At 45.6% G+C, this 24233-nt stretch carries 18 protein-coding genes; 9 read left to right on the top strand and 9 right to left on the bottom strand.

Annotated elements, in window-relative coordinates:
- Positions 1-739: 739 nt before the first annotated feature.
- Positions 740-2020: a UDP-N-acetylmuramoyl-tripeptide--D-alanyl-D-alanine ligase gene (gene murF, locus QE357_RS07025; RefSeq protein WP_309706522.1), complete on the bottom strand. Its 1281-nt coding sequence runs from the start codon at positions 2018-2020 to the stop codon at positions 740-742.
- Between the two features lie 102 nt (positions 2021-2122).
- Between murF and QE357_RS07020 the strand changes: the two genes are divergently transcribed.
- Together QE357_RS07020 and lgt are read left to right on the top strand one after the other, a co-directional pair.
- Positions 2123-4396, top strand: coding sequence for a T9SS type A sorting domain-containing protein (locus tag QE357_RS07020; RefSeq protein ID WP_309706521.1), 2274 nt, complete (start codon positions 2123-2125; stop codon positions 4394-4396).
- 70 nt (positions 4397-4466) lie between these two features.
- On the top strand, positions 4467-5324 hold the full coding sequence (gene lgt, locus QE357_RS07015) for a prolipoprotein diacylglyceryl transferase (protein WP_309706520.1): 858 nt from the start codon (positions 4467-4469) through the stop codon (positions 5322-5324).
- 75 nt (positions 5325-5399) lie between these two features.
- Here the strand turns inward: lgt and QE357_RS07010 are convergent, their stop codons facing one another.
- From QE357_RS07010 to QE357_RS06995, 4 genes are all read right to left on the bottom strand, one after another.
- Positions 5400-5783 (bottom strand): DUF4870 domain-containing protein, encoded by a 384-nt coding sequence (locus QE357_RS07010; protein WP_106635457.1) that lies wholly within the window; start codon positions 5781-5783, stop codon positions 5400-5402.
- 826 nt (positions 5784-6609) lie between these two features.
- Positions 6610-7524, bottom strand: coding sequence for an ROK family protein (locus tag QE357_RS07005; protein ID WP_106635456.1), 915 nt, complete (start codon positions 7522-7524; stop codon positions 6610-6612).
- A 74-nt stretch (positions 7525-7598) separates the two neighbouring features.
- The gene (locus QE357_RS07000; protein ID WP_106635455.1) at positions 7599-7871 is read right to left on the bottom strand and encodes a hypothetical protein; all 273 of its coding nucleotides are present in this window, start codon (positions 7869-7871) and stop codon (positions 7599-7601) included.
- Positions 7872-7971: 100 nt separating this feature from the next.
- Positions 7972-9114 (bottom strand): carboxypeptidase-like regulatory domain-containing protein, encoded by a 1143-nt coding sequence (locus tag QE357_RS06995; protein ID WP_309706519.1) that lies wholly within the window; start codon positions 9112-9114, stop codon positions 7972-7974.
- A 26-nt stretch (positions 9115-9140) separates the two neighbouring features.
- Between QE357_RS06995 and QE357_RS06990 the strand changes: the two genes are divergently transcribed.
- From QE357_RS06990 to QE357_RS06980, 3 genes are all read left to right on the top strand, one after another.
- Positions 9141-10178 carry a quinone-dependent dihydroorotate dehydrogenase gene (locus QE357_RS06990; protein ID WP_309706518.1) on the top strand — a complete coding sequence of 346 codons (1038 nt, stop codon included), beginning with the start codon at positions 9141-9143 and terminating at the stop codon, positions 10176-10178.
- A 133-nt stretch (positions 10179-10311) separates the two neighbouring features.
- Positions 10312-12978, top strand: a complete 2667-nt coding sequence (locus QE357_RS06985; protein WP_309706517.1) for a DNA translocase FtsK — start codon at positions 10312-10314, stop codon at positions 12976-12978.
- Between the two features lie 137 nt (positions 12979-13115).
- The gene (locus QE357_RS06980) at positions 13116-13742 is read left to right on the top strand and encodes an outer membrane lipoprotein carrier protein LolA (protein ID WP_309706516.1); all 627 of its coding nucleotides are present in this window, start codon (positions 13116-13118) and stop codon (positions 13740-13742) included.
- Positions 13743-13796: 54 nt separating this feature from the next.
- Here QE357_RS06980 and QE357_RS06975 read toward each other — a convergent pair whose 3' ends face one another.
- Positions 13797-14180: a response regulator gene (locus QE357_RS06975; RefSeq protein WP_309706515.1), complete on the bottom strand. Its 384-nt coding sequence runs from the start codon at positions 14178-14180 to the stop codon at positions 13797-13799.
- 319 nt (positions 14181-14499) lie between these two features.
- Here QE357_RS06975 and QE357_RS06970 point away from each other — a divergent pair, with 319 nt between their 5' ends.
- Genes QE357_RS06970 through QE357_RS06955 form a run of 4 tightly spaced genes read left to right on the top strand, consistent with a single transcriptional unit; the run spans position 14500 to position 20509 of the window.
- Complete coding sequence (locus QE357_RS06970) at positions 14500-17922, top strand: response regulator (RefSeq protein WP_309706514.1); 3423 nt, start codon at positions 14500-14502, stop codon at positions 17920-17922.
- Positions 17923-17964: 42 nt separating this feature from the next.
- Positions 17965-18792 carry a protein-glutamate O-methyltransferase CheR gene (locus QE357_RS06965; RefSeq protein WP_106635447.1) on the top strand — a complete coding sequence of 276 codons (828 nt, stop codon included), beginning with the start codon at positions 17965-17967 and terminating at the stop codon, positions 18790-18792.
- Between the two features lie 15 nt (positions 18793-18807).
- A complete protein-coding gene (locus tag QE357_RS06960; protein ID WP_309706513.1) occupies positions 18808-19377 on the top strand; it encodes a chemotaxis protein CheB in 570 nt (189 codons plus the stop codon).
- A gap of 16 nt (positions 19378-19393) precedes the next feature.
- A complete protein-coding gene (locus QE357_RS06955) occupies positions 19394-20509 on the top strand; it encodes an ATP-binding protein (RefSeq protein ID WP_106635445.1) in 1116 nt (371 codons plus the stop codon).
- 44 nt (positions 20510-20553) lie between these two features.
- Here the strand turns inward: QE357_RS06955 and QE357_RS06950 are convergent, their stop codons facing one another.
- From QE357_RS06950 to ahcY, 3 genes are all read right to left on the bottom strand, one after another.
- Positions 20554-21060 (bottom strand): pyridoxamine 5'-phosphate oxidase family protein, encoded by a 507-nt coding sequence (locus QE357_RS06950; protein WP_106635444.1) that lies wholly within the window; start codon positions 21058-21060, stop codon positions 20554-20556.
- A 49-nt stretch (positions 21061-21109) separates the two neighbouring features.
- The gene (locus tag QE357_RS06945) at positions 21110-22741 is read right to left on the bottom strand and encodes a M1 family metallopeptidase (protein ID WP_309706512.1); all 1632 of its coding nucleotides are present in this window, start codon (positions 22739-22741) and stop codon (positions 21110-21112) included.
- 117 nt (positions 22742-22858) lie between these two features.
- A complete protein-coding gene (ahcY, locus tag QE357_RS06940; RefSeq protein WP_307142515.1) occupies positions 22859-24172 on the bottom strand; it encodes an adenosylhomocysteinase in 1314 nt (437 codons plus the stop codon).
- Positions 24173-24233 lie beyond the last annotated feature (61 nt).

Here is a 24233-nt window from a genome sequence, read left to right as displayed (position 1 = left end):
CGAAACGATGCCGGATTGGAGTCGGCGTTGTGTCCAGAAATTGAAAGTATAGAATGAAACAACATGCAAAGATAGGGTGAGTTTAGCATTTGCTTTGGACCAGTTCCAGTGTTTTTGTGATTAACCAGAACCTATCAAATGTTGAACTCTAAAAGTAGGGTAATTTGTTCTTGCTCGCCAAAGACTTTGTAAAGGTAATAGCTTAGCTAGTCGGTTTTTCTATTTATCGGTAATGACCAGGGATTTTATATCCTACCAGATCATGGATTTGTAGCCTTTATGCTCTAGAGATTTTTATTACGTCTGGGAAGAGTCGGTTTTTCTTACATCCGCCCATCCAACCAGGGTGGAAGCATATACCTAAAACAAAACCCCGGATTGTCATCCGGGTCCATCCAGACCGGGGCTATTGATATTGAATCCCTCCGGGGTTAGTATTCTCATTTCCAAACGTCTCTCCAATCGCCCTGGCTGGTATCCTCACCAGCCCTTAGTAAAAGCCTAGTTGTTGGTGAGGACACCAGCCAGGGCGGGGGCTTGTACCTGAAACAAAAACCCCGGATTAATATCCGGGGCTATCCATATTAAACCCCTCCGGGGTTAAGATCTCCATTTCCAAACGTCTTGCCTACCTTTACGGGTTTCTCTTTACAACTGACAACTGACAACTGACAACTGACAACTGACAACTGACAACTGACAACTGACAACTGACAACTGACAACTGACAACTGACAACTCATCGAATCATTCCCAGCGTACTTTCCAGCCCCATACCCCTTGAACCTTTAATGAGGAAATGGGTGTCTGTCATGGGGTGTTCTTCCAGCCAAACATGGAGACCGAATTTATCGGGGAAGTAATACGCCCGGGGTAAGTATTTCAGGGCGTGTTGCATCAATGGGCCTGCCAGCAACACATAATCAAAATGGCATTCGGAGATGAGTTTACCCATCATTTCGTGCTCGTAAGGGCCTTCTTCGCCCAACTCAAACATATCGCCCAAAATCACCAGTTTTTTCTCAGCTTTCAGAGCTTCGAAGTTTTTCAGGGCTGCTCCCATCGAACTCGGATTGGCGTTGTACGCATCCAGCCAGATCGTGTTACTCCCTTTTTCAATGATCTGCGAACGATTATTTTCCGCCACATACCCCGCAATGGCTTCATGAATCTCCTCTTCCGCTACTCCGAAGAAGCTCCCCAACGTCATGGCCGCTCGCATGTTAATGAAGTTATAATCTCCCATTAAATGCGTCTCGATCCGATTCTCCCCCTGCTGATAAATGACATTCGGATTACTTTCCACTAGTTCGACATCGGTTCGGTAAGGCAAGATTCGTTCCGCAGTAGCCTGACGTTCCTGGAGCATGTCCATGAGTGTTACGTCTTGCTGATCTACAAAAATCTGACCATTGGTTTTAATGAGGAAATCATACAACTCGCCTTCACCATCACGAACGCCCTGCAAGCCACCAAAACCCTCCAGGTGCGATTTACCAATATTGGTGATCAGGCCAAGTCCGGGTTCACAAATACGAACTAACTCATCAATATCCCCTTTCTGATTTGCCCCCAGCTCAATAATGGCCAGTTCAGCGTCTTTCGGTAAGGACAAGATCGTCAATGGAACGCCGATGTAGTTATTGTAATTTCCGGGCGTTGCGAAGGTTTTATATTTCTTTGATAATACCCGATTAACCAATTCTTTGGTCGTCGTTTTTCCATTCGAACCGCCAATTCCGATAAAAGGAATCTGAAGTAACCTGCGGTGATGTAAGGCCAGTTTCTGAAGGGCATGTAAGGTATTCTCCACCACCAGGCAACGCTCATCTACGGCATATTCGGCGTTATCCATCACGACGTAGGCCGCTCCATTTTCCAGGGCTTTTGCCGCGAAGGTATTGGCATCGAACTTCTCTCCTTTCAGAGCAAAAAACAGGGCTCCCGGCTCAATTTTACGGGTATCAATCGAAACACTGCTGCAAGTCAGGTACTTTTGGTGAAGTTCTGTAATCATCATCTGAAATTCGTATGGAAGAAGCGTCTGGCCGTTTATTCAATCTAAACTTTAAACGCTAAACCGGAGTTCTGTTCGTTTTACTACTGATTCGACAAAGATGCAATGAAAAACCATTACCTGTTAACCGCCCTTGGGCTGCTTTATTGTTTTATTTCGTTCTCTACCTCTGGACAGACTTTTTCCTTTGCCTTTGATACCACCGCTCAGGTAAGTATTCAGGGCCGTACGCTTCCTAATGCCTGGGCGGGTGGACTGAACGCTCCCCAATTTTCCAAAATGCATCTGAATCAGGATACGGTGGAGGATTTGGTGGTGTTTGATCGTACTACCAGTAAAGTTTTCACCTTCGTAGCCGTAGCTCAGGGAGGCAGTTACGTCTGGCGTTATGCTCCTCAATACGAAGCGATTTTTCCAGAGATGGATAGCTGGATGCTGCTGCGTGATTTTGATCAGGATGGTCGAAAAGACTTATTCGCCCGCCATACTGCTGGCGTGCAGGTGTACCGGAATGTAGCCACCAGCGATGGGAACTTTAAATGGGAATCCGCCGCTGTTCCCCTAATGACGCAGGGGTTTTCCGGAAAAGTGAACCTACAGATTTCCTCACCCGATATTCCGGGCATTGAAGACCTTGACGGCGATGGCGATATAGACCTGGTATTGTTCGATCCTTCGGGAAACTTTACGGAATACCACCAGAACATGAGCGTCGAGCGAACGGGCAAGGCTGGGCTTGATTTTCAAAAGATTGGGTATTGCTGGGGTAACTTCATTAAGGAACACTATGGCGACATCTGCTTTAATATGGATTGTAACACAGGCATGAGTCACTGTGCCGATACCAGCAATGTTACCAACCCCGGCGGTCGTCCCAAGCATACGGGGAATACGCTGTTACTCTGGGATTTTAACGGCGATGGACTGAAAGACATTTTTTTTGGACACGTGACCCAAAATCGCATTGCCTATATGCCGAACGTAGGTACGAAGCAAACGGCCAAATTTGCTTCCGCCGACTATAACTTCCCCAATGACCACCCCGTTGATTTTTATATTTTCCCTTCTTCTTTTGCGGAAGACGTTACTTTCGATGGAAAACCAGATTTCATTTCAGCCATTAACGTTTATCAGGACGATCAACTGAAACAAATCAATTTTCGGAAATCGGCCTGGTTGTATGAAAACACTGGCACCTTCGCTAAACCTGCGATTACCTTCCGAAAAGAAAATTTTCTTCAGGATGAAATGGTAGACCTGGGCACTAACGCCACCACCGCCCTGGCCGATATTGACGGCGATGGCGATTTGGATTTGCTGGTGGGTTACGCTGGTGTACGTTCAGATCAGGGGTATCGCGGAGGAATTGCCTTATTCCGAAATACGGGAACGCCTCAGAAAGCTCATTTTGTGCTGGAGACAGAAGATTACCTTGGATTGGCCGCTCAGATTCAGAGTAAAGAAAATCTATTAATTACGGAGGTGAAGGTTTTCGTAACCGATCTCACGGGCGACGGCATCCCGGATCTGGGTTTTACAGCTGAAACGTTTGTGAGTTCAATGATTCGTTACATTCCTAATAAAGGCAGTCGAAACGCTGCTTTTCAATTGAACAGTACTGACTTAACTTCCTTACCCTTGCCCGATGGTTATTACTTTGGGGCAGTTCCGGTGTATCAGGACGTAAACCGTGATGGAAAAATTGATGTGTTACTGGGCACGTATTACGGAAGCATTCAGTATCATCGAAATATCGGAACAAACACCCAGCCAGTGTACCAAGTCGAAACGAAAACGTATGGTGGTTTGCAGGAAAATTACCTAAACCGGGGCTTTTCCATTACCTCCGCGGATGTCAATGGCGACGAACGTCCTGATTTGCTGGCTACCTATTCCAATGGATCGATGAGCGTTTTTAATGATTTTTTGAATCAGTCGGAGCTAAAGGCGGATACCAGTGCCATCACAGGTTCTATCGCTGGTATTACTTCGCTTCGACTCAGCGGTCCTGCTTCCATTGCTGCCGGAGATCTGGATAACGACGGCCTGCCCGATCTGATCGCTGGGACGGCTACGGGTGGATTACGTTTCCTGAAAAATAAATCTGAAAAGCTAAAGCCTACGCCGAATACGGGTTCGGAAATGGTAAAGATTTACCCCAACCCGATTAATCCCTACGAGCAGCAACTGGTTATTGAAACCGACGCTGAAGCTCAGGTTCAGGCTTATAGTATGTTGGGGCAATGGCTGGGTCAGGCCACACGCGTGACCGCTCAACGTTATACCTTAGATTTAAAAGGCCTTCCTACAGGCATGTATCTTATTGAAATTCAGACCGCTACCCGTGGAAAGATTACGCGTAAAGTGGTAGTAAGATAGCGAAAATTGGTAAAAGCCGCCTCAACCTAAGAAATACCCTCTATTTTTACCGCCTGAAACTCCTTTCTGCATGTTAAACTATATTGTCTGGGACGTTAACCCCGAAATTTTCAACATCGGATCTTTTTCGGTTCGTTGGTACGGGTTATTATTCGCCCTCGGTTTTCTGATTGGTCAGCGAATCATTCTGCACATTTTCCGCAAAGAAGGTTTACCCGAAGACTGGGTAGATAGCCTCACCTTATACATGGTACTGGCAACCGTAATCGGTGCTCGCGTGGGTCATTATATTTTTTACGAATATCCCATGTTCTTTGCCAACCCCTGGCGTTGGTTCAAGGATATGTTACTCCCCCCCTATGCGGGTCTGGCAAGCCACGGAGCAGCCATTGGTATTTTTACGGGATTATATCTCTTCGCCAGAGCCAAAAAAATTCACTTTTTCTGGATTACCGATCGTATCGTCATTACCGTTGCCCTGGCGGGTTGTTTCATTCGTTTGGGTAACCTTATGAATTCTGAAATCGTTGGCAAAGCTACGAGTGTGCCCTGGGCCTTTATTTTCGTTAATAACACGGAATTTTCTCCCGTGCCGCGTCATCCTTCGCAGTTATACGAAGCCATTTCCTGCTTCATTCTCTGCATCGTGCTTTACCTGATCTGGCGTCGATACAAAACCAATTTACCACAGGGTTTAACCACTGGAATTTTCATGGTTGTGGTTTTTACACTTCGTTTTGTGTACGAATTTTACAAAGAAAATCAGGTAACGTTTGAAGACCAGATGACCTATAACCTTGGTCAGCTTCTGAGTGTTCCAGCCGTGTTGTTTGGTTTGGTTGGTATTTTCTGGGCCATTCGCCGTCACGAAACCAGCATTTTCCTGAACTCGGCTCCGCAGTCAGTTCGTCAAAATGAATCAAAATAATTGCTCCTGATTACCCATAAAAAAAGAGCCATCGGTTTACACCGATGGCTCTTTTTTTATGCCCTCACTGGCTAATTATTTGACGATTCTCCAGTTAAAGGGGTATTTGTAGTATTCACCATTATTTGCTTTAATCGCAGCGATTACTACGAAAACAACATCAATGACTACAATAACAGGAAAGACTGCAAAACCCAGTCCACACGTAACAACGCCGAGTATGACACCACCAATGATGACAATCGACATCAGGATCTGAAAGTTTAAAGCTTCTTTACCGTGATAATCAACGTAGGACGAACGTTCGCGAAAAATGAGCCAGACAATCAGCGGTCCGAGGAAGGCCATGCCGCCTAGAAAGCTGGCAATAATGCTGCTCAAGTGAGCCAGCATCGCCCAGGTACGGGAATCAGGATCACTCAAGGGTATTGGGGTTTGAGAGTACGGTTGATTTTCCATAGATAGTCAGAGATAAGCAGATTGATTATGAGGCAATTCTATGCATTTTATTAAACAAGCCCAAAGAACTGCGGGTCTTTCCTTGCACAGAAAGGATAAACGGAATGATCCAAACTTATTTTGGTTCAAAAACGGTTTTGATCTGAAAATGGCGTCTGGCAAAAGTAAGTTGTGTGGAGTAGCTAGGGATCTAGTGCCCTCTTGGTAGCGACGCGACTTCATCGCGTCTGGCCGGAAAATGCGAATCCTTTGAATCGTAACAAAAACTGCCTCTTACCCAGACGCGATAAAGTCGCGTCTCTACCTGAATGCTTGATTGCTATGCTTTTTCAAATTGGCAATCATCCGCCCTCCTCCCTGGTTGGTGTCCTCACCAACCACTTAAGTAATGGCTGGTGAGGACACCAGCCAGGGCGGGAATGCGTAATCCTTCGAATCTTAACAAAAAACCGCCTCTTACCCAGACGCGATGAAGTCGCGTCTCTACCTGAATGCTTGATTGCTATGCTTTTTCAAATTGGCAATCATCCGCCCTCCTCCCTGGTTGGTGTCCTCACCAACCACTTAAGTAATGGCTGGTGAGGACACCCGCCAAGGCGGGAATATGTACCTAATATACGAAAACCCCGGATTGGCATCCGGGGCTATTCATATTAAACCCCTCCGGGGTTATACTCCCATTTCAAAACGTCTTCTCTATCTTTACGGATTTTCTCTTTTCCAAACCCCAAACCCCAAACCCCAAACCCCAAACCCCAAACCCCAAACCCCAAACCCCAAACCCCAAACCCCAAACCCCAAACTGCAGCGGCGGCCGCTCCAAACGCTAAAGGTAACTATTCTGCCGAGCCACCAATAATGCCCCGCGAACTACCGCTTCGTCGGCTAGTTGAGCCATGGCAAGTTTAGGTAAGGGACGGAAAGCTTCTACTACATACGTGGGCAATATCTTTTCAATAACCGATCGTAAATGATCGCTTAGGGGCAAGAAACCACCGCCGATAATAATCAGATCAGGGTGTAATAAATGAATCACGTGCGAAAGTCCAAAAGCTAGATGATCTGCCGTTTCCTGCATTACCTGCGTTGCCCAGGCATCCTGCCCGATGTTCTTGGTTAGGTAATCGTTTACGTTGTTTTCAGAAAACGCTTTTGCAAGATCTGTATCGGGATGTTCTGTTACTTCTGTCTTGATTTTTTCTACGATCGACCGAATAGAAGCTACATTCTCAAGCGTCGTTCCTGAGCGATCCAGACGTATTTTTCCAATTTCAGATTCTCCGGGTCGGGCACCGTGGTAAATCTGGCCTTTTTGAATCAATCCTCCCCCAATGCCATATCCCAATTTCAAGTAGAAAACAGTTGGATAATTCTTTCCTGACCCCTGCAAAGCTTCAGCCAACGCGGCCAGATTTGCATCATTTTCAATTTTACAGGGACACCGTAGAATATCTTCCAGCCAGTCACTCAAATCAAAATTAGCCCAGCCATTTACCCGATACGATCGAATGGTTTTACCCTGCTGCCAATCTACCGGGCCACTAAAACCCACGCAAACCGATGCAAACCGATACCGAGTATGTAAATCCCCAATGGAGGTTTCCAACAAATTTCGATGATCATCCGCCGTTTGTTCGGGAGTGACAGCGTGACGAATCTGTTCCAGAACTGTATTCGTCTCATCCGCAACGGCCAGGTGTAACTTGCCCGAACCAATTTCAATGCCGAGGTAATACTTCATAAGTCAAATAGGTAATAACAACTGGAGATAGCCTCGAAAGTAAGGTATTTTTTCGAATAAACTCCCTCCGTTCACTAACGACTGCAACGAACGCTCAGTACTTCCTGATAATCCTCGTAGCCGGGAAAGAAAATAGAATTTAGACTAATGATTTGATTCAAAGGAATGGTCTGCCCCGTGGCCAGCTCTAGAAATTCTCCTTTTTCGTTTGTAATCAACTGCTTCAAGGGAGAATCCGCGAGTTTATACTCCCGGTATTCGTTGAAATATTCCAGTCTATTTTTATTACCAATGGCCTTTTGCAGTAATTCTACATAAGCCGGAGCCAGCGTCTGATACGTTTCCATGTTTCTTCTGATTAATGAAGGTATTCATTTTTACCACCTTCTATTTAGTTGACCCTTGTACTACTAAAAACATTCTTGCCAGCCCAATGAATCGAATCGTTCAGGGTAACTCGGTAGGTACGTAATCAAACGGTAAGGAGTCAGCTACTTTCTGATGCGAAAAGGCCCCCGAAACCAGCAGGTCCATTACCGGGAAAAATTGTCCGTTAGGCTTGATCTTTACCATCTGACTCATCAACTCAACTACGCTTATCTGGTCTCTCCGGCTATTGACCTCCCCGGTAGCACTTCGATTCTTTTTCTCCACATAACTTACCTGCAGGCCCCCCTGAAAACTTAAAATAGTTTGTTCTTTGGTAGACAACCGGGCAACCACAATGGCCGAAGCGGGTTGAAATTCGGGAATTACTTTGTACCGTTCGAAGCCCGTGAGGACAGGATTGCTGAGTTTTTCACTCTGCCAGAGTAAGGCATTCAGCGGCGAACTCTTCAACTCCACCATTTGCTGAATTTTAAAACCCGCCTCTTCCATTTTGCCTTCATGTATCGATCGCAAAAAATGGGTTAACGAACCGTAGTAAGCCATCGCCCGATTTTTTTGCCAGGTGGTCGAATCAGAGCTTCGTTTAGGCGTCATTTCTTCGTAAACCGGGTAACCGATGTATGTTAAATACCCCTGTTTCTGGTGATAGGCAAAGCCTTCCAGTTGGTATTTAATTCGATACCCCAGAGCCGGACATTCAATCAGCAGAGGCTCTCGACTGCCTACGGTTATCCAGGTTTTGGTTGAATCTTCATTAATCCAGACCGCTTCAGGATTCAGAATTTTTGTTCTTCTGGCATTTTCCGTCGTTCCCAGAAATAAGCTCGTGAACTGCTCGTAACGCTGATTCCAGTTTTTGTCTAGTTTTGATTTAATTTTAATTTCTGCTAACTGATTAGGGTTAGGTTTGAGCTTGATTTCCAGGCTTTGCTCTGAGTTATTGGCTTCGATGCGAAGCGTTTGCGTTTGAAAACCAACGTAAGAAACCACTAACTCCTGCGTTCCGGCGGGAATCTGGGTCAGGGTAAATGCACCCGCATCAGAAGTAGTCGTTCCTTTAGTAGTGTTCGCCAGAAAAACATTAGCAAAAGGCAGGGGTTTCTGGTCTTCAGCATTAATTACCCGGCCCTTGAGTGTTCCCTGGGCAAAGAGAAAATTAGGAAAAGTCACTAAAACGAAAAGCACTAACAACGATTTCATAGCTACAAAGTGCGTATTTTTGTCCCATGTACCAAGCTCTGATTCGCCCCATTCTCTTCTGCTTCGATCCTGAACAGGTTCATTACTTTACATTCAACGTACTGAAATTTAGTGCCAAGATACCTTTTGTATCCGCATTAACCCGTCAGTTTTTTACGATAAAAGATCCCCGGCTGGAACGCGAAGTTTTCGGATTACGCTTTCCAAACCCCGTTGGACTAGCAGCTGGGTTCGATAAAAATGCCGAATTGATAGACGAACTCGCAGACCTGGGTTTTGGATTTATTGAGATGGGCACGGTAACGCCCCGCCCTCAGCCCGGTAATGACAAGCCTCGTTTGTTTCGCGTGAAAGTTGATCAGGGTATAATTAATCGCATGGGTTTCAATAACAAAGGAGCCCGGGTAGCTGCCGAGAAACTCAAACGCCGGAAAAGTAAGGTATTAATTGGCGGAAATATTGGTAAGAATAAGGTAACGCCCAACGAAAATGCCGTTCAGGATTATCTGGCCTGTTTTCACGATTTGAAGGAAACGGTGGATTACTTTGTGGTAAACGTAAGTTCGCCCAATACGCCTAACTTACGGGCCCTTCAGGAAAAAGAACCACTGACGGAATTGTTAATTACCCTGCAAACAGAAAACCTGAAACAGGCCAAACCCAAGCCTATTCTGCTGAAAATTGCTCCAGATCTGACGGATAGTCAGTTGGATGATATCATTGAAATTGTACAAACCAGCGGCATTGCCGGAGTCATTGCCACCAACACGACGATTTCCAGAGAAAACCTAAAAACGCCTGCTTCCGTAATTGAAAGCATCGGAGCAGGCGGATTATCCGGTAAACCCGTTCGGAATCGTTCTACGGAAGTCATTCGTTACTTACACCAGCACTCAGGTGGCTCGTTTCCCATCATCGGCGTTGGCGGGATTCATTCACCGGAAGATGCCTGGGAAAAACTTCAGGCCGGAGCCAGTTTGGTACAGGTCTATACGGGTTTCATTTACGAAGGCCCGGGTCTGGTGAAGCGAATTTGTAAGTATTTACTACAGAATCCCGCTTAATTAAAATTTATCTGGAACATAAATTCATTTCGCCAGTTTACTTTTGTAAATTTTCGATCTTAAATCAGACCGTTCCTCCCACTGATAACGCTAGTTCATTTCTAGGGTTTCGCTTTATTATTAGTATCCATACATGGCAAAAAAGGTAGATTCTGCTAAAAAATCTTCCTCAAAACCAGCTAGTCTAGCCGCTAAAAGCTTTAAGCCCAAAGCCCCTGGACCCAGTACGCGGCTGGTCGTAGGAGGATTGACCATATTACTTTCGGTATTACTGTTTCTGGCTTTTTTCTCGTACCTCATTTCGGGTGAGGCCGATCAGAGCGTTGTGGGCTCTGCTTTCAAGACCTCCATTCACGAATCCGGGCAAAAAGTACAAAACTGGCTGGGTTTAACCGGAGCCGTTGTTGCTCATTTTTTCGTGTTCCAATGGTTCGGAATCGCTTCTTTTCTGATCATTCCGGTATTACTGGTGGCGGGTATAAAAATGACTTTTGCCCGGGAAATTTTTCCGTTAAAGCGGTTAACCTATCAGGCCATTTTCTATACGCTCTGGGTTAGTTCAGTTCTGGGCTTTGTGGTGTTATACTCCAATTCTCAGGCAAACCTCAGCACACTTTCCGGCGGCATTGGCCTATTAATCAACCAGTTACTGTATAATTTAATTGGTTGGGGCTCTATTGCAGTCATTGCGGCAAGCTTGTTTGTTTTTGTGATTTATTTCTACCGGGTTGATTCACTGGAACACGTTGCCGAGAAAGTCGAAGGAATGAAGGTTCCGAAGCCCAGCATTAGTAATCCGTTTAAAAATTTATTCAAGGAATTAGAAGAAACAGAGGAAGAAGAAGAACTAGAACCGGAAACAGAAAAACCCACTCCGGTTGCAAAGGAAATTCCTAAACCTGCCCCCCGTATACCGTTTGCGGTGGAACCCAAAATAGAAATTGAAGAAGAACCGGAGCCAGAAGAACCCGAAGAGGATCTGGAGCAGATTCAGCTGGAAAAAGTAAATCGTCTGGCTGAGGATGCCCGACGGGTGCTGGAAACGCCCGTTCGTCTGCCCGTAGAGCTGAAACCTGAAGTTGAGCCCGAACCGGAGCCTGCTTTCGAGGAAGTAGAAGCCTATGTTCCTCCGGTAACGGTTAATGGTAGCGGGAATAAATCCACCCCCAAGGCAGGAAATGCCGAGCCAGATTTTATCATTGAACAGGTTCCGGCAGAAGAAATATTACCTCAGAAGAAAATTGAAAAACTCGATACCAAGCCCAACGAAAATCTAATCAAGGAACTGGGTTTATACGATCCAACGCTTGATTTGGCTCGGTATGAGTATCCAGGAGTTGACCTGTTGAAGGAATATGCCCCGGATAAAGCTCAGGTTTCGGAGGAGGAATTAAAGTCGAAAAAAGATACCATCGTTCGCACCCTGAGTGACTACGGCATCAGTATTGCCAGTATTAAAGCTACGCCAGGGCCAACCGTTACCCTGTATGAAATCATTCCTTCGGCAGGGGTAAAAATCTCCCGGATTAAGTCGCTGGAAGATGATATTGCCCTGTCGCTGGCAGCTTTGGGAATTCGGATTATTGCTCCGATGCCCGGAAAGGGAACGATTGGCATTGAAGTTCCGAACAAAAACCGCGAAATGGTTAGTATTCGGGCGGTAGTGGCAAGCGAGAAATTCCAGAAATCAACGGCTGAGTTACCTGTGGTTCTAGGCAAAACCATTTCCAACGAAATCTTTGTAACCGATCTGGCAAAGATGCCTCACTTACTCATTGCCGGGGCTACCGGACAGGGTAAGTCCGTAGGGATGAACGTTATTCTGGCTTCTTTACTCTACAAAAAACACCCTTCTCAGCTCAAACTGGTATTGGTCGATCCGAAGAAGGTGGAGTTAAGTTTGTTCAGTAAAATCGAGCGACACTTCCTGGCGAAATTACCTGGTACGGAAGACGCTATTATTACAGATACCAAGAAAGTTATTTATACGCTCAATTCGCTTTGCGTGGAAATGGATTCGCGGTATGAGTTACTCAAAAATGCCGGTTGCCGGAACCTGAAAGAATACAATCAGAAGTTCATTGAACGTCGCCTGAATCCCGAAAAAGGGCACCGTTTTCTACCGTACATCGTGTTGGTGATTGATGAGCTAGCGGACTTAATGATGACTGCGGGAAAAGAGGTAGAAACGCCCATTGCTCGTCTGGCTCAGTTGGCTCGGGCCATTGGCATTCACCTGATTGTTGCTACGCAGCGTCCTTCGGTGGATATTATTACGGGTAAAATCAAAGCTAACTTCCCGGCTCGTTTGTCTTTCAAGGTAACCCAGAAAGTCGATTCTCGGACGATTCTGGATACCAGCGGAGCAGATCAGCTCGTAGGCCAGGGCGATATGCTCTTCCTGCAAGGCTCAGACATGACGCGTCTGCAATGTGCTTTCGTGGATACGCCCGAAGTAGATGCGATTTGCGATTTCATTGGCGAACAGCAGGGGTATTCGGATGCCTACTTATTGCCTGAATTTGAGGGTGACGAATCCGGTAATGAAGAGAAAAATGTAGATCTTGCTCAGCTCGATCCGATGTATAAAGACGCGGCCCGACTGATTGTTATTCATCAGCAAGGCTCTACTTCTCTGATTCAACGGAAAATGAAACTCGGGTATAACCGGGCGGGCCGTATCATGGATCAGTTGGAAGCCACGGGCGTGGTCGGTCCCTTTGAAGGTTCAAAAGCCCGCGAAGTTTTGATTCAAAGCGAAGAACGGCTGGAGGAGTTATTTAAAGAATTGCGATTATAATCCTTCTCTTTTCAGAAGACTTCAAATAGCCACGGATGAACGTCCGTGGCTATTTATGTGTAACCATCCGTTGGTTCACAATTTTTAACATTTCCCCAAAACCAAGTAATGGCCCATTCCGTTACTTTCTGTAATCCATGAAACGATATACCATGAATATTCAACGTCTGTTTGTTGCAACCCTCCTACTCATTTCTCCAATCATTAGCCAGGCCCAGGATGCCAAAGCCGCTGCGATTCTGGATGCCATGAGCAAAAAATATCAGTCTTTTTCTTCCTTCACTGCGGCCTTTAACTATGGTTCAGACGCGGGAGTCATCACGACTAAAGGAGGAAAATATCACCTGAAACTAGCAGGTCAGGAAGTTTTTAATGATGGCAAGACCGTGGCTACTTACGTGAAAGAGGCCAATGAGGTGAATATCTCCACCAACGATCCGGCCAGTAATGAATTCAGTCCGGCGAATATTTACAACATCTACAAAAATGGGTACAGTTATAAACTGGTGGAAGCAGGAAAAGCTGGTAACGCAGTAATTGACCTAACGCCAAACAAAGGGAAGTCTTCGAATGTATCTAAAGTACGACTGACGATTTCTCAGAAAGATAACACGCTCAAAGGCTGGCAAATTACGGATAAATCGGGCCGGGTACAGCATTTCAAAATCAGCAAATTTACACCTAATGTAGCAGTGGCAGATAATCAATTCACCTTCAATAAAGCCAGATACCCAGGCGTAGAAGTGATTGATTTACGTGATTAATTGCTTTTTCCTAAACATAACAAAGGCCCGACATTGATCGGGCCTTTGTTGTGTTTAGGAAAGTACTTCCTGTACTATCTTCCTGATGGTACGAATCAGATCATTGGGATTAACGGGTTTTTCGAGGTATCCGGCGGCCCCTAAACGCATAGCCTCGGCAACACTGGCTTCCTGCCCTAGACCCGATAATATGATTACCGGAATGTCGTTCCCCAGCTGCTCTTTTACATACGTTAAGACCTCAATACCTGTGTGATGGGGCATAAGCAAGTCGGTCAATACCAGATCGGGTGTAGACTCACTTAGTAATGCCAAAGCTTGCTTGCCATCCGATGCCGAACGTACTTCAAAGCCTTCTTTTTGCAGACGATAGGTTAACATCTTTAGCGTCAAAGCCTCGTCTTCAGCTATTACTATCGAAGGAGATTTATAATTCATACGAACAAGGTCAGAGCCTACGATCAATCGATTCTTTTCTGGTTGAATGCTTCAAAATCATGCTGTTTACGCATGAAAATTTCTTCAACAGATCCGCTGGATGAATCGCTTGTACTATCAATTCTCTACTTAAATACAAAATAATCTCCGGTAGATGCAATTGATAATCGTTGAGCAGATTATAGACAGCAATCTACCTATTTTCTACGATTTTACTAAAATACCTTTTGCTTTCCTTCACAAATGTTTACCTCGTGCGTAATTTGCCGTTCTGATGGTGTACTTCCATCAGTAATCCTTTCTTCTCAGAGCCTGGTTTATGAATTCGATATCTGCTAAAAGTAAAGTTAATTTAATTTTTATTCTTGGAATTTCCCTATTAATTGTGGTGGGAGTCTTTACTTATCGCACGTTTCTGAAACAAGCGGAAGACTCCGATTGGGTTACCCATACCTATCAAACAATCAACCACCTGGAAAACTCCCGCCACCTACTTCAGAAAATGCACGTAGCTCAGCGGGATCGACGGGTTAATCCGCTCAATAAAAACTCCACGAAGGAGTTTACCCTTGCTCATAACCAACTGGAAGCTCAAATCAAGACGTTGGAGCAACTGATGGCTGACAACGCCGCTCAGACCGTTCACCTTTCCAGAATTGAGGATGCCCTACAAGCAATCCTTAGGTTCTGGTCACTTCCAGAAAATTCAATCCATAACCTCAAAACCATCAATGACGAAAGTACTCGCATCAATGCCATTCGTTCGGGCATTGATAAGATGATAAGCATTGAAGAAAACCTACTGAAAGAACGGCAAGCCACTCAGGCTTCGGCTTTTCGGGTGGCGGCCATTACGATTCTGATTTCCATGGCCATCGCCATCCTCATTGCCTCCTTATTCATCTATTTGATTTTAGCAGAATTAAAACAACGTCAGGCTACCCAGAAGGAGTTGAGCCTTAAGTTGGATGTGGTTTCCAAACTTAACGATGAAGCCGAACAGAAAAACTGGTTATTAACGGGCGTTTCCATGATTAATGACAGTTTACACGTTACGCATAATACAGAATCCCTGACGAATACGGTGATTAATGAGTTGGTTTCATACCTGAATATTCAGGCTGCATCATTGTATGTGGTTGAGGGAGATAAATTATTACGCAAAGCCGCCATTGGTCTTCCTCAGAATGCTCCTATCGAATACCTTTTAGGAGCCGGGTTAATTGGCAAAGCTGCTCAGCGTAAGCACTTACAACACTTGAATCAGGTTCCGGCTGACTTCTGGCGTCTGGAAGCAGGGCTAGGTTCGGCTCTTCCGGGAGAATTGGTCTTTGTGCCTTTATGGGTAGATCATAAACTAAAAGGTATCATTGAGCTAGCTTCGTTCCAGCCTTTCAGTGAGGCGGCTCTGGCTTTATTACAAACGGTAGAAGATAACATTGCCGTTGCTCTGGATGCCAGTTTGATTCAAGAGGCCAATAATCTGTTACTTACGCAGGTTCAGGAGCAGAAGAAAGTACTGGAAGACCAGCAGAACTACCTGCGGGAAACGAATGAAGAATTAACCCGTCAAACCGAAGCTCTTCAAGCTTCGGAAGAGGAAATGCGGGTACAGGAAGAAGAATTGCGGCAGGTTAACGCTGAACTCGAAGAGCGTAACGAAGCCATGGAATCGGCCCGACAGGCTCTCGCCTCTAAGGCTCGTGAACTGGAAATGACGAGTAAATACAAGTCGGAATTTCTCGCTAACATGTCGCATGAGTTACGTACACCGCTGAACAGTGTGCTGATTTTGGCCCGTTTATTGGCGGATAATAAGCCCGGTAACCTGACAGAAAAACAGGTGGAACACGCCCGGGTCATTTTCAAATCGGGTAATGATTTGTTAACCCTGATTAATGATGTTCTGGACTTATCGAAAATCGAAGCAGGGAAAGTCGACGTTATTCAGGAGGAAGTATATTCGGCTCACATCCTGAGAAATATGCAGGAATTATTCGGTGCATTAGCTGATGAAAAAAGTATTCAGTTCCAGGCCATTCGTGGGGAAGTGGCTCCACAAAGTTTTGCCAGCGATCAGCAACGCATTGAGCAGATTATTAAGAATTTACTTTCCAATGCCTTCAAATTTACGCCAGCAGGAGGCACGATCAAGTTTAGCATTGATTTGATCCGACCCCGCAGTGGTTTCTTTACCCATAACCTCAACGAAGCCCGTGAAGTCCTGGCTCTAAGTGTTCAGGATTCCGGCATTGGTATTCCCGCCGAAAAACAGCAGTTAATCTTTGAAGCCTTTCAGCAGGCCGATGGCTCAACCAACCGAAAATACGGCGGAACGGGCTTAGGATTATCCATTTGCAAAGAGCTGGCTCATCTGCTAGGTGGGGAAATTCGCGTAGAAAGCACGGTCGGCAAAGGAAGTAAGTTTACACTTTACCTGCCTTCCCTGACTTACAAAGCCTCTACGCCTGTTCCCGTTCCCGAAAAAGAAGCAGAGCTGGAACAGGTCACTTTCCCTGAACACCGAACAGAGCAGGACGTAGTGCATGATGACCGGGATTCGATCCAGTCGCATGACCGAAGTGTTTTAATCGTTGAAGACGATCCGCTTTTTGCTCATTTACTACGCGATTACGTCCGTACCAAAGGGTATAAAACCATCGTGGCTATTAGTGGTGAAGAAGGGCTGTATTACGCCCGCAAATTTTTCCCGTCAGCCATTTTACTGGATATTCAGTTACCCGGCATTAGCGGCTGGGAAGTGCTGAAATACCTCAAAAGTGATGCTCTTCTCAAACCCATCCCCGTTCATATCATTACCTCGGAAGACAAGCCACGGGAAGTAATCGAAGGGGCCGAAACTTATACGAATAAAGCCTCCGCTCATGATACATTGAATGAAGTATTTACTCAGTTTGCGGATGAGGTTCCTTCCAACGAGAAGAAGTTATTGATTCTGACGGAGAATAAAACCCTGGAAAATTCCATTGGCAAATGGCTGGAAGAGCGTGACTATCACATCCATACGCAGTTTGTTACCACCCTTGAAGAAGCTTGTAACCGATTAATGAATCAGGATTTCCATAGTATTCTGGTGGACGCAGGCGATTCGGCTGAAAAATCTTTTCAAAACCTTCAGTCCATTCAGCTAGCCCGGGGTACGCGGCGGATTCCGACCATTTTATTCATGAATCAGGATTTATTACCTGCCGACGAAGCCAAATTGAAAAAGGTGTCAGACGTCATTATTCGGAACTCCCAATTGGCTAAAGATCGTCTGCTCGACGAGCTGGAACTGTTTTTGTTTAAAGTAGAAAATCCGCCGGTATTACCCAAAGCTCAGGCCATTATTCCTGAAAAAGCTTTGAAGGGCAAAAAGATCTTGGTGGTCGATGATGACATGCGGAATGTCTTCTCCCTGAGCACGTTGCTGGAAGAACACGAAATGCATGTGATTACCGCTGGTGATGGTCGGGAATCGCTGGAATCGCTGGAAGATAACCCCGATACAACGCTGGTGCTGATGGACATTATGATGCCGGAAATGGACGGGTACGAAGCCATGCGGCACATCCGGGCCAACAAACGTTTCGAGAAACTGCCCATCATTGCCCTGACCGCCAAGGCTATGCAGGGAGATCGGGAGAAGTGCATCGAGGCTGGGGCTTCTGATTACATTACTAAACCCATTGACAGTAAACAATTATTATCCCTAATACGAGTCTGGCTTTCACAAGGTTAACCCAGCTGTTGGCTTGTGAAAAAGCATTAGCCAAAGCGATTTATGAATGAATGGATTGATATTCTACCGGAACAAATAGACGATATTATTCAGATTATACGAGAACAATACGGCTATGATTTTGGAGATTACTCCCGAGCTTCTTTCACCCGGCGGGTCAAGCATTGCATGCAGGCCGCTAGTGTGAAAACCGTTTCCGACTTGCAGCATCATTTACTAAACGAACCTTCGTTTTTTAACTGGTTTTTGCAAACCCTGACGGTAAATGTTACCGAGATGTTTCGGGATCCAATTTTTTACAAGGCCCTGCGAGAAACGGTGATTCCACGGCTGGCCTCCTACCCGATTATTAAAATCTGGCACGCCGGGTGTGCTACGGGCGAAGAAGTTTTTTCCATGGCGATTCTGTTGAAGGAAGCTGGCTTACTCGACCGAACCCGCATTTATGCAACGGATCTAAATCCGGCGAATCTTGAAAAAGCCCGCCGGGGCATTATGCCGCTGAACGCCCTGAAAGAGTACACGGCGAACTACCTACGCTCGGGCGGAACGGAGGATTTTTCGTCCTATTACGAAGCTAAACGCGATCATGTTATTCTGGATTCCAGTTTGTTGAAAAACGTACTTTTCTCGCAACACAATCTGGTAACCGATCAGGTTTTCAATGAATTTCAGCTTATTTGCTGTCGAAATGTTTTGATTTATTTCAACAAGACTTTACAAAACAGAGTTTTGCACTTGTTTTACGACAGTTTGGTCCCGCTGGGATACATGGCCCTGGGGATGAAAGAATCCTTGTTATTTATGGATGTACGTCCGAAATTTGATACCATTAAAGACGAAGCCAAGATTTTCAGACGTAAAAGCTAGCTAACGTCCGTAGATTTGAGAACGAAAATACTACCGGAAATAGTCGTGATAGGCGGTTCAGCGGGATGTTTTCCGGTGGTTTTAAAATTCCTCGAACAATTACCTGAAACCTTTCCTTTTGCCCTGATACTGGTGCTGCATCGACAAAAATCCGGCCCCAGTGAAATGGATAAGGTGCTGAGTTTAAACAAACATACGAAGGTTATCGAGCCGAACGATAAAGACCCGATTCTACCGAATCAGGTTTATCTGGCTCCTCAGAATTATCATTTACTGGAAGAAGATAACCGAAGTGTTAGTCTGGATTATTCGGAAACCATCCATTACAGCAGGCCCTCTCTGGACCCTACGTTTGAAAGTGCCGGCGATGTGTATGCCCATCGGGCCGCCGGAATTTTGCTGAGTGGCTCTAATCATGACGGAGCCGAAGGCCTGGCTCATTTGGCTAAAATGGGTGGTCAGGCCTTTATTCAGAACCCTGCATTCAGTTCATTTCCGGCTATGCCCCTGGCAGGCCTCCAGTTAGTTCCCAACGCGACTTTAGTGAAGCCTTCGGAGCTTATAAACTCTCTTTTTTCTATATAAATCTATAAGTTACCTCATGACCAATACCGATTCCTTAACTGATTTTGTCATTCTTCTGGTAGATGATCGGGAAGAAAACCTGATTTCGCTGGAAGAAATGTTGGCACAGAATAATCGGGTTTTTATAAAAGCTTTATCAGGAAATGAGGCTTTGAAAATAGTTCTGCGTAACCCCCAGATCGGGCTTATTATGCTGGACGTACAAATGCCCGAAATGGATGGATTCGAGGTAGCTCGCATCCTGAAATCCAACCCTAAAACCCGGGATATTTCCATCATTTTCGTTACCGCTCTCAATAAAGAGCAGCAATACGTCCTGAAAGGGTACGGGGAGGGAGCAGTTGATTACCTCCAGAAACCCCTTGACATTCGTGTAACCCAGGCCAAAGTCAGTGTCTTCGAAAAGTTATACCGATACCAGAATCAGCTAAAAAACACAGCGGATGCTCTTCGCCGAACCAATAAGCAACTAGAGAATTTCGTCTACATTGTGGCTCACGACCTCAAGTCACCCCTGAACGGCATTATCAGTATGCTTTCTTTACTGGAAATGCAATACGAGGACGGAAGTTTGAGTAAGGAAGAGTTTCGGGAATACATGGACATGTCCCAAAAGGCGACCTATCACCTTTCAAACATGATTACTGAAATTCTGGATTATTCCCGAAAAAGCTTGGCTGAGCAAACAGTTGAAGAGGTCAATGTGCAGGAAATGGTAGAGCAGATTTTCAAATTGCTATTCCCTCCCCGAACCATCAAGACCAACATCCAAGGTGAAATGCCTACTTTCTTTACCCGGAAACTGAAGTTACAGCAGGTATTTCAGAATCTGATCAGTAATGCAATCAAGTATAATGATAAGGCCGAAGGACTGGTAGAGGTGGGTTGCCACGAGATGCCTAATGCTTATGAATTTTACGTCAGGGACAACGGTCCGGGTATTACGCAGGAAGGCCAAGATAGTCTTTTCGAGCTATTTGGCGTCAACGATACGCCTTCGCAAACGGGCGACGTCAAAACAGGGGTTGGCTTAAATATATTAAAAGTGTTAGTGGAAGAACAAGGCGGAAAATTCCGGCTCGAATCCACCCCCGGCGTTGGCAGCACTTTCTACTTTGATTGGTACAAGTAATAAAAAGAGATCTGATTGGTAACCAGATCTCTTTGCTACATACTTTATAAAGTTACTGTTCCGTGCTGACCACTTTCAAATTTAGTGCCGGTGATGGCGGCTTTCAGCATTCGGAAACCGTTCACCAGCTTGTTGGAAGAACTGTCCCAGAACTCAGCTTCTTCCACATTTACTTTCAGCAGAGCTAACTCAGGATCATCTATACCATCGGGGAACCAGGCTTTCAGGACCGGCGAGTAAAGCTCTTCCAGTTTTGCTTTGTCCGTAACCACTTTGGCCCGTCCCTGTACGCTCACGTATGTATTACTGTTGGGATCGGCGTAGGATACGCTTACCCGATGATCCTGCTCGACCTCGTCCGTTTTACGGGAATGTTCTTTCGTGAAAAACCATAAGGTCCCATCCTCTTCCATTTCGGTAGTTGCCATGGGACGGCTACGTAACCCCTCCTCATCGTTGAAGGTAGTTAACATCGCCACTTTCACTTCTTTGATTTTATCTTTAAGTAAGGCGATCTGTTCGCTTTGGGATAACTCTTTTACTTCAGCCATAACTGTATTTCTTTAGTTTCCCTGGAAGCTCGAAAATCCCGTACCAACTTCAGTCAGGCAGGGGTAAGTGATTTCCAAACACGTAAAACCGATCCATATCCAATACAAACTTCTGCCCATCCTGCTTGGGTAAGGTGATGGTTTGCCACTCCTGAGTAGGGTATAACGTCTGGTAACGATCGCCAAAGGTTACCCGCATCGGCATTTTAAAGCCCGGTACCCGCGAACGCCAGCGGTAGGTCAACTTGTAACGTCTGGGGTTGTCCACCGCCATAAACTCAAACACTGGCGGGTCAAGTTGAAACAGGTAATGATTGAAGAAAGGGGTACAGTCGATCCCTGATTGCTGATTCAGATAGCGTACCAATGCTTCGTTGGTGATAAGCTGGTGAGCAAAATGCTGGGGAATGTCCCGCATAAGGGCATACCATGCCGAATCATCGTTAACGATTTTTCGGAGCGTATGGATGATCCAGGCTCCTTTATAAGCCGGGTCCTGATCAGAACGAATCTGAACCGTTGGGGAAAGGCTCGCCAGCGGAGCCGCGTTTTTAATATTCTTCCGGTACTTTTTGAGGTACTCCAGAGCATCTACGTAGCTCTTTCGGCGTTCGATGAATAAGGCTTCCGCGTAAGTAGAAAAAGCTTCGGGAATCCACAAAGCTACCTCGTTTTCATTGCTGATGCTATTACCAAAATACTGAGAAGCCGTGCCGTGTAGCAGGGTATAATCCACGTTTTGTTCGGGAATATTCCGGTAAAAATTGGCGTAAGGAATAAGTCCGTGTGCATAGACGCCCTGAAACGGAGTATCAACAACCGTATATCCGTCCCGCCAGAAAGGATACTTTCCCAGAATCCGCTCGTACGTTCGTAAGATGGTTTTTACCTGCTTGAAGTGAGCTCTGGCTTTGGCTTCGTTAGTGGGTAAGACGTAGTAACTCAACTCCAGATTTCCGTATTCATCGGACTCGTAGGTATCTTTGATGAGAACGTAATTGCTGATACTCAGCATAACATTCGTCGTCTGAATGGGCTCACTCACCTTCCACTGATACGACCAGAAACCATCCGAACGATTTTTCAGTACGCTGGTTAATCGGCCATTCGAAACGGCTATTAACTCCTTCGGAACCACAATTTTAATACGCATGGAATCCGCCTGATCGGAAATATGATCCTTACAGGGCCACCACCCACTCCCTCCGGTTTGCTGGGGAGAAACGGCAATCCAGTCTTTTCCCGATAGGTTTTGCCGCCAGTCGAAGCCGCCCTGTTGAGGAGCATTCTGGGTCATTGGAGGCCGCCCTTTATACTCAATCCGAATCGAGGCTAACCCTCCTTTGGGAATTGGTTCCAGAAAATCAACGAAAATAGCTCGATCCTGCCGCTTGAATGCTAGCTTGTGTTTTTGGTAAGTAATCGTAGAAACCTCCAGATTCTGATCCAGATCTACCTGCAAGCGAAGAAGATTTTCGAGTGTCTGAAAATGCATCGTTACGGTACCTTCCAGCGACTGTGTCTGAGGTATAACCTTTACCTCAAGCTCATAGTAAGTTACATCATAATTACTACGAAATTGATTCAGATTCGCCCGCAAATTTTCCTCCGGTGATACCTGCGACCAGCCCTTGGAAATAGCCAGAAACATACAACCGAGTATAACTATGAGTTTTTTCATGAAGGAGGAAAAAGTCAATCATTAACCTAACACAAAACCACAAATACAGTGCAAATAAAAAAAGAAAAGCCAGGCCTTTCATACAAGAGCCTGGCTTTTCAATCCATTTCGATACGATTAGTAACGATACTGATCGGATTTAAACGGACCTTCTACCGTTACGCCGATGTACTCAGCCTGAGCAGGCTCCAGCTTTTCCAGTTTGGCACCAATGTGGTCCAGGTGAAGAGCCGCTACTTTTTCATCCAGGTGTTTCGGTAACACGTATACTTTCTTCTCGTATTTATCAGTGTTCGTCCACAATTCGATCTGAGCCAGTGTCTGGTTCGAGAACGAGTTAGACATCACGAAAGAAGGGTGACCCATGGCAACGCCCAGGTTCACTAAACGACCTTCAGCCAATACGATTACTTCTTTACCATCAATTTCGTACAGGTCAACCTGTGGTTTGATCTGTGTTTTGGTAGAACCGTAAGCACTGTTCAACCAGGCCATATCGATTTCGTTATCGAAGTGCCCAATGTTACAAACAACAGCCTTGTCCTTCATCGCCCGGAAGTGACGCTCCTTAATGATGTTAACGTTACCCGTAGCTGTTACAAAGATATTAGCCCGGGGAGCAGCGTCGTCCATGGTTACTACTTCATAGCCATCCATAGCAGCCTGAAGAGCACAAATAGGATCGATTTCGGTCACTAATACGCGGCAACCTGCTCCACGAAGTGATTCCGCAGAACCTTTTCCTACGTCACCATAACCAGCAACAACGGCTACTTTACCCGCCAGCATTAGGTCCGTACCACGACGAATGGCATCTACCAGCGACTCTTTACAACCGTATTTGTTATCAAATTTAGATTTCGTTACCGAATCGTTTACGTTGATAGCGGGCAGATATAAGGTTCCTTTACGGAAACGCTCGTACAGACGGTGAACACCCGTAGTAGTTTCTTCAGAAAGACCTTTGATGCCGTCGATCAGCTCGGTGTATTCGTCAAAAACCATATTGGTTAAATCGCCACCGTCATCCAGAATCATATTCAGAGGCTTGCGATCCGGGCCGAAGAACAAAGTCTGCTCGATGCACCAGTTGAACTCCTCTTCGTTCATGCCTTTCCAGGCATAAACAGCAACACCTGCGGCGGCAATAGCTGCGGCAGCGTGATCCTGCGTTGAGAAAATATTACAGGAAGACCAGGTTACTTCGGCACCCAGTTCCACTAAAGTTTCAATCAAAACAGCCGTCTGAATCGTCATGTGCAGACATCCGGCTATGCGAGCACCAGCAAGTGGTTTCTGAGGACCATATTCTTTACGAATAGCCATCAGACCTGGCATTTCAGCTTCGGCCAGGCGGATTTCTTTGCGACCCCATTCGGCCAGCGAAATGTCTTTTACTTTGTAAGGGATGTACGTTTGCGTAGCTTCCATAGCTTAATTCGAAGACCTAACAATAAAAAGTGATAGAGACGATTAGTTTCAAAGGTGTAAA

The sequence above is a fragment of the Siphonobacter sp. SORGH_AS_0500 genome, from assembly GCF_031453245.1.
Classification (GTDB): domain Bacteria; phylum Bacteroidota; class Bacteroidia; order Cytophagales; family Spirosomataceae; genus Siphonobacter.
This window is presented reverse-complemented; position numbering and strand designations above follow the sequence as displayed.

What these genes read in the sequence shown, in the direction of transcription:
- murF (WP_309706522.1), bottom strand. Translation starts at nt 2,020, where the DNA reads ATGATGATTACAGAACTTCACCAAAAGTACCTGACTTGCAGCAGTGTT.
- QE357_RS07020 (WP_309706521.1), top strand. Translation starts at nt 2,123, where the DNA reads ATGAAAAACCATTACCTGTTAACCGCCCTTGGGCTGCTTTATTGTTTT.
- lgt (WP_309706520.1), top strand. Translation starts at nt 4,467, where the DNA reads ATGTTAAACTATATTGTCTGGGACGTTAACCCCGAAATTTTCAACATC.
- QE357_RS07010 (WP_106635457.1), bottom strand. Translation starts at nt 5,783, where the DNA reads ATGGAAAATCAACCGTACTCTCAAACCCCAATACCCTTGAGTGATCCT.
- QE357_RS07005 (WP_106635456.1), bottom strand. Translation starts at nt 7,524, where the DNA reads ATGAAGTATTACCTCGGCATTGAAATTGGTTCGGGCAAGTTACACCTG.
- QE357_RS07000 (WP_106635455.1), bottom strand. Translation starts at nt 7,871, where the DNA reads ATGGAAACGTATCAGACGCTGGCTCCGGCTTATGTAGAATTACTGCAA.
- QE357_RS06995 (WP_309706519.1), bottom strand. Translation starts at nt 9,114, where the DNA reads ATGAAATCGTTGTTAGTGCTTTTCGTTTTAGTGACTTTTCCTAATTTT.
- QE357_RS06990 (WP_309706518.1), top strand. Translation starts at nt 9,141, where the DNA reads ATGTACCAAGCTCTGATTCGCCCCATTCTCTTCTGCTTCGATCCTGAA.
- QE357_RS06985 (WP_309706517.1), top strand. Translation starts at nt 10,312, where the DNA reads ATGGCAAAAAAGGTAGATTCTGCTAAAAAATCTTCCTCAAAACCAGCT.
- QE357_RS06980 (WP_309706516.1), top strand. Translation starts at nt 13,116, where the DNA reads ATGAAACGATATACCATGAATATTCAACGTCTGTTTGTTGCAACCCTC.
- QE357_RS06975 (WP_309706515.1), bottom strand. Translation starts at nt 14,180, where the DNA reads ATGAATTATAAATCTCCTTCGATAGTAATAGCTGAAGACGAGGCTTTG.
- QE357_RS06970 (WP_309706514.1), top strand. Translation starts at nt 14,500, where the DNA reads ATGAATTCGATATCTGCTAAAAGTAAAGTTAATTTAATTTTTATTCTT.
- QE357_RS06965 (WP_106635447.1), top strand. Translation starts at nt 17,965, where the DNA reads ATGAATGAATGGATTGATATTCTACCGGAACAAATAGACGATATTATT.
- QE357_RS06955 (WP_106635445.1), top strand. Translation starts at nt 19,394, where the DNA reads ATGACCAATACCGATTCCTTAACTGATTTTGTCATTCTTCTGGTAGAT.
- QE357_RS06950 (WP_106635444.1), bottom strand. Translation starts at nt 21,060, where the DNA reads ATGGCTGAAGTAAAAGAGTTATCCCAAAGCGAACAGATCGCCTTACTT.
- QE357_RS06945 (WP_309706512.1), bottom strand. Translation starts at nt 22,741, where the DNA reads ATGAAAAAACTCATAGTTATACTCGGTTGTATGTTTCTGGCTATTTCC.
- ahcY (WP_307142515.1), bottom strand. Translation starts at nt 24,172, where the DNA reads ATGGAAGCTACGCAAACGTACATCCCTTACAAAGTAAAAGACATTTCG.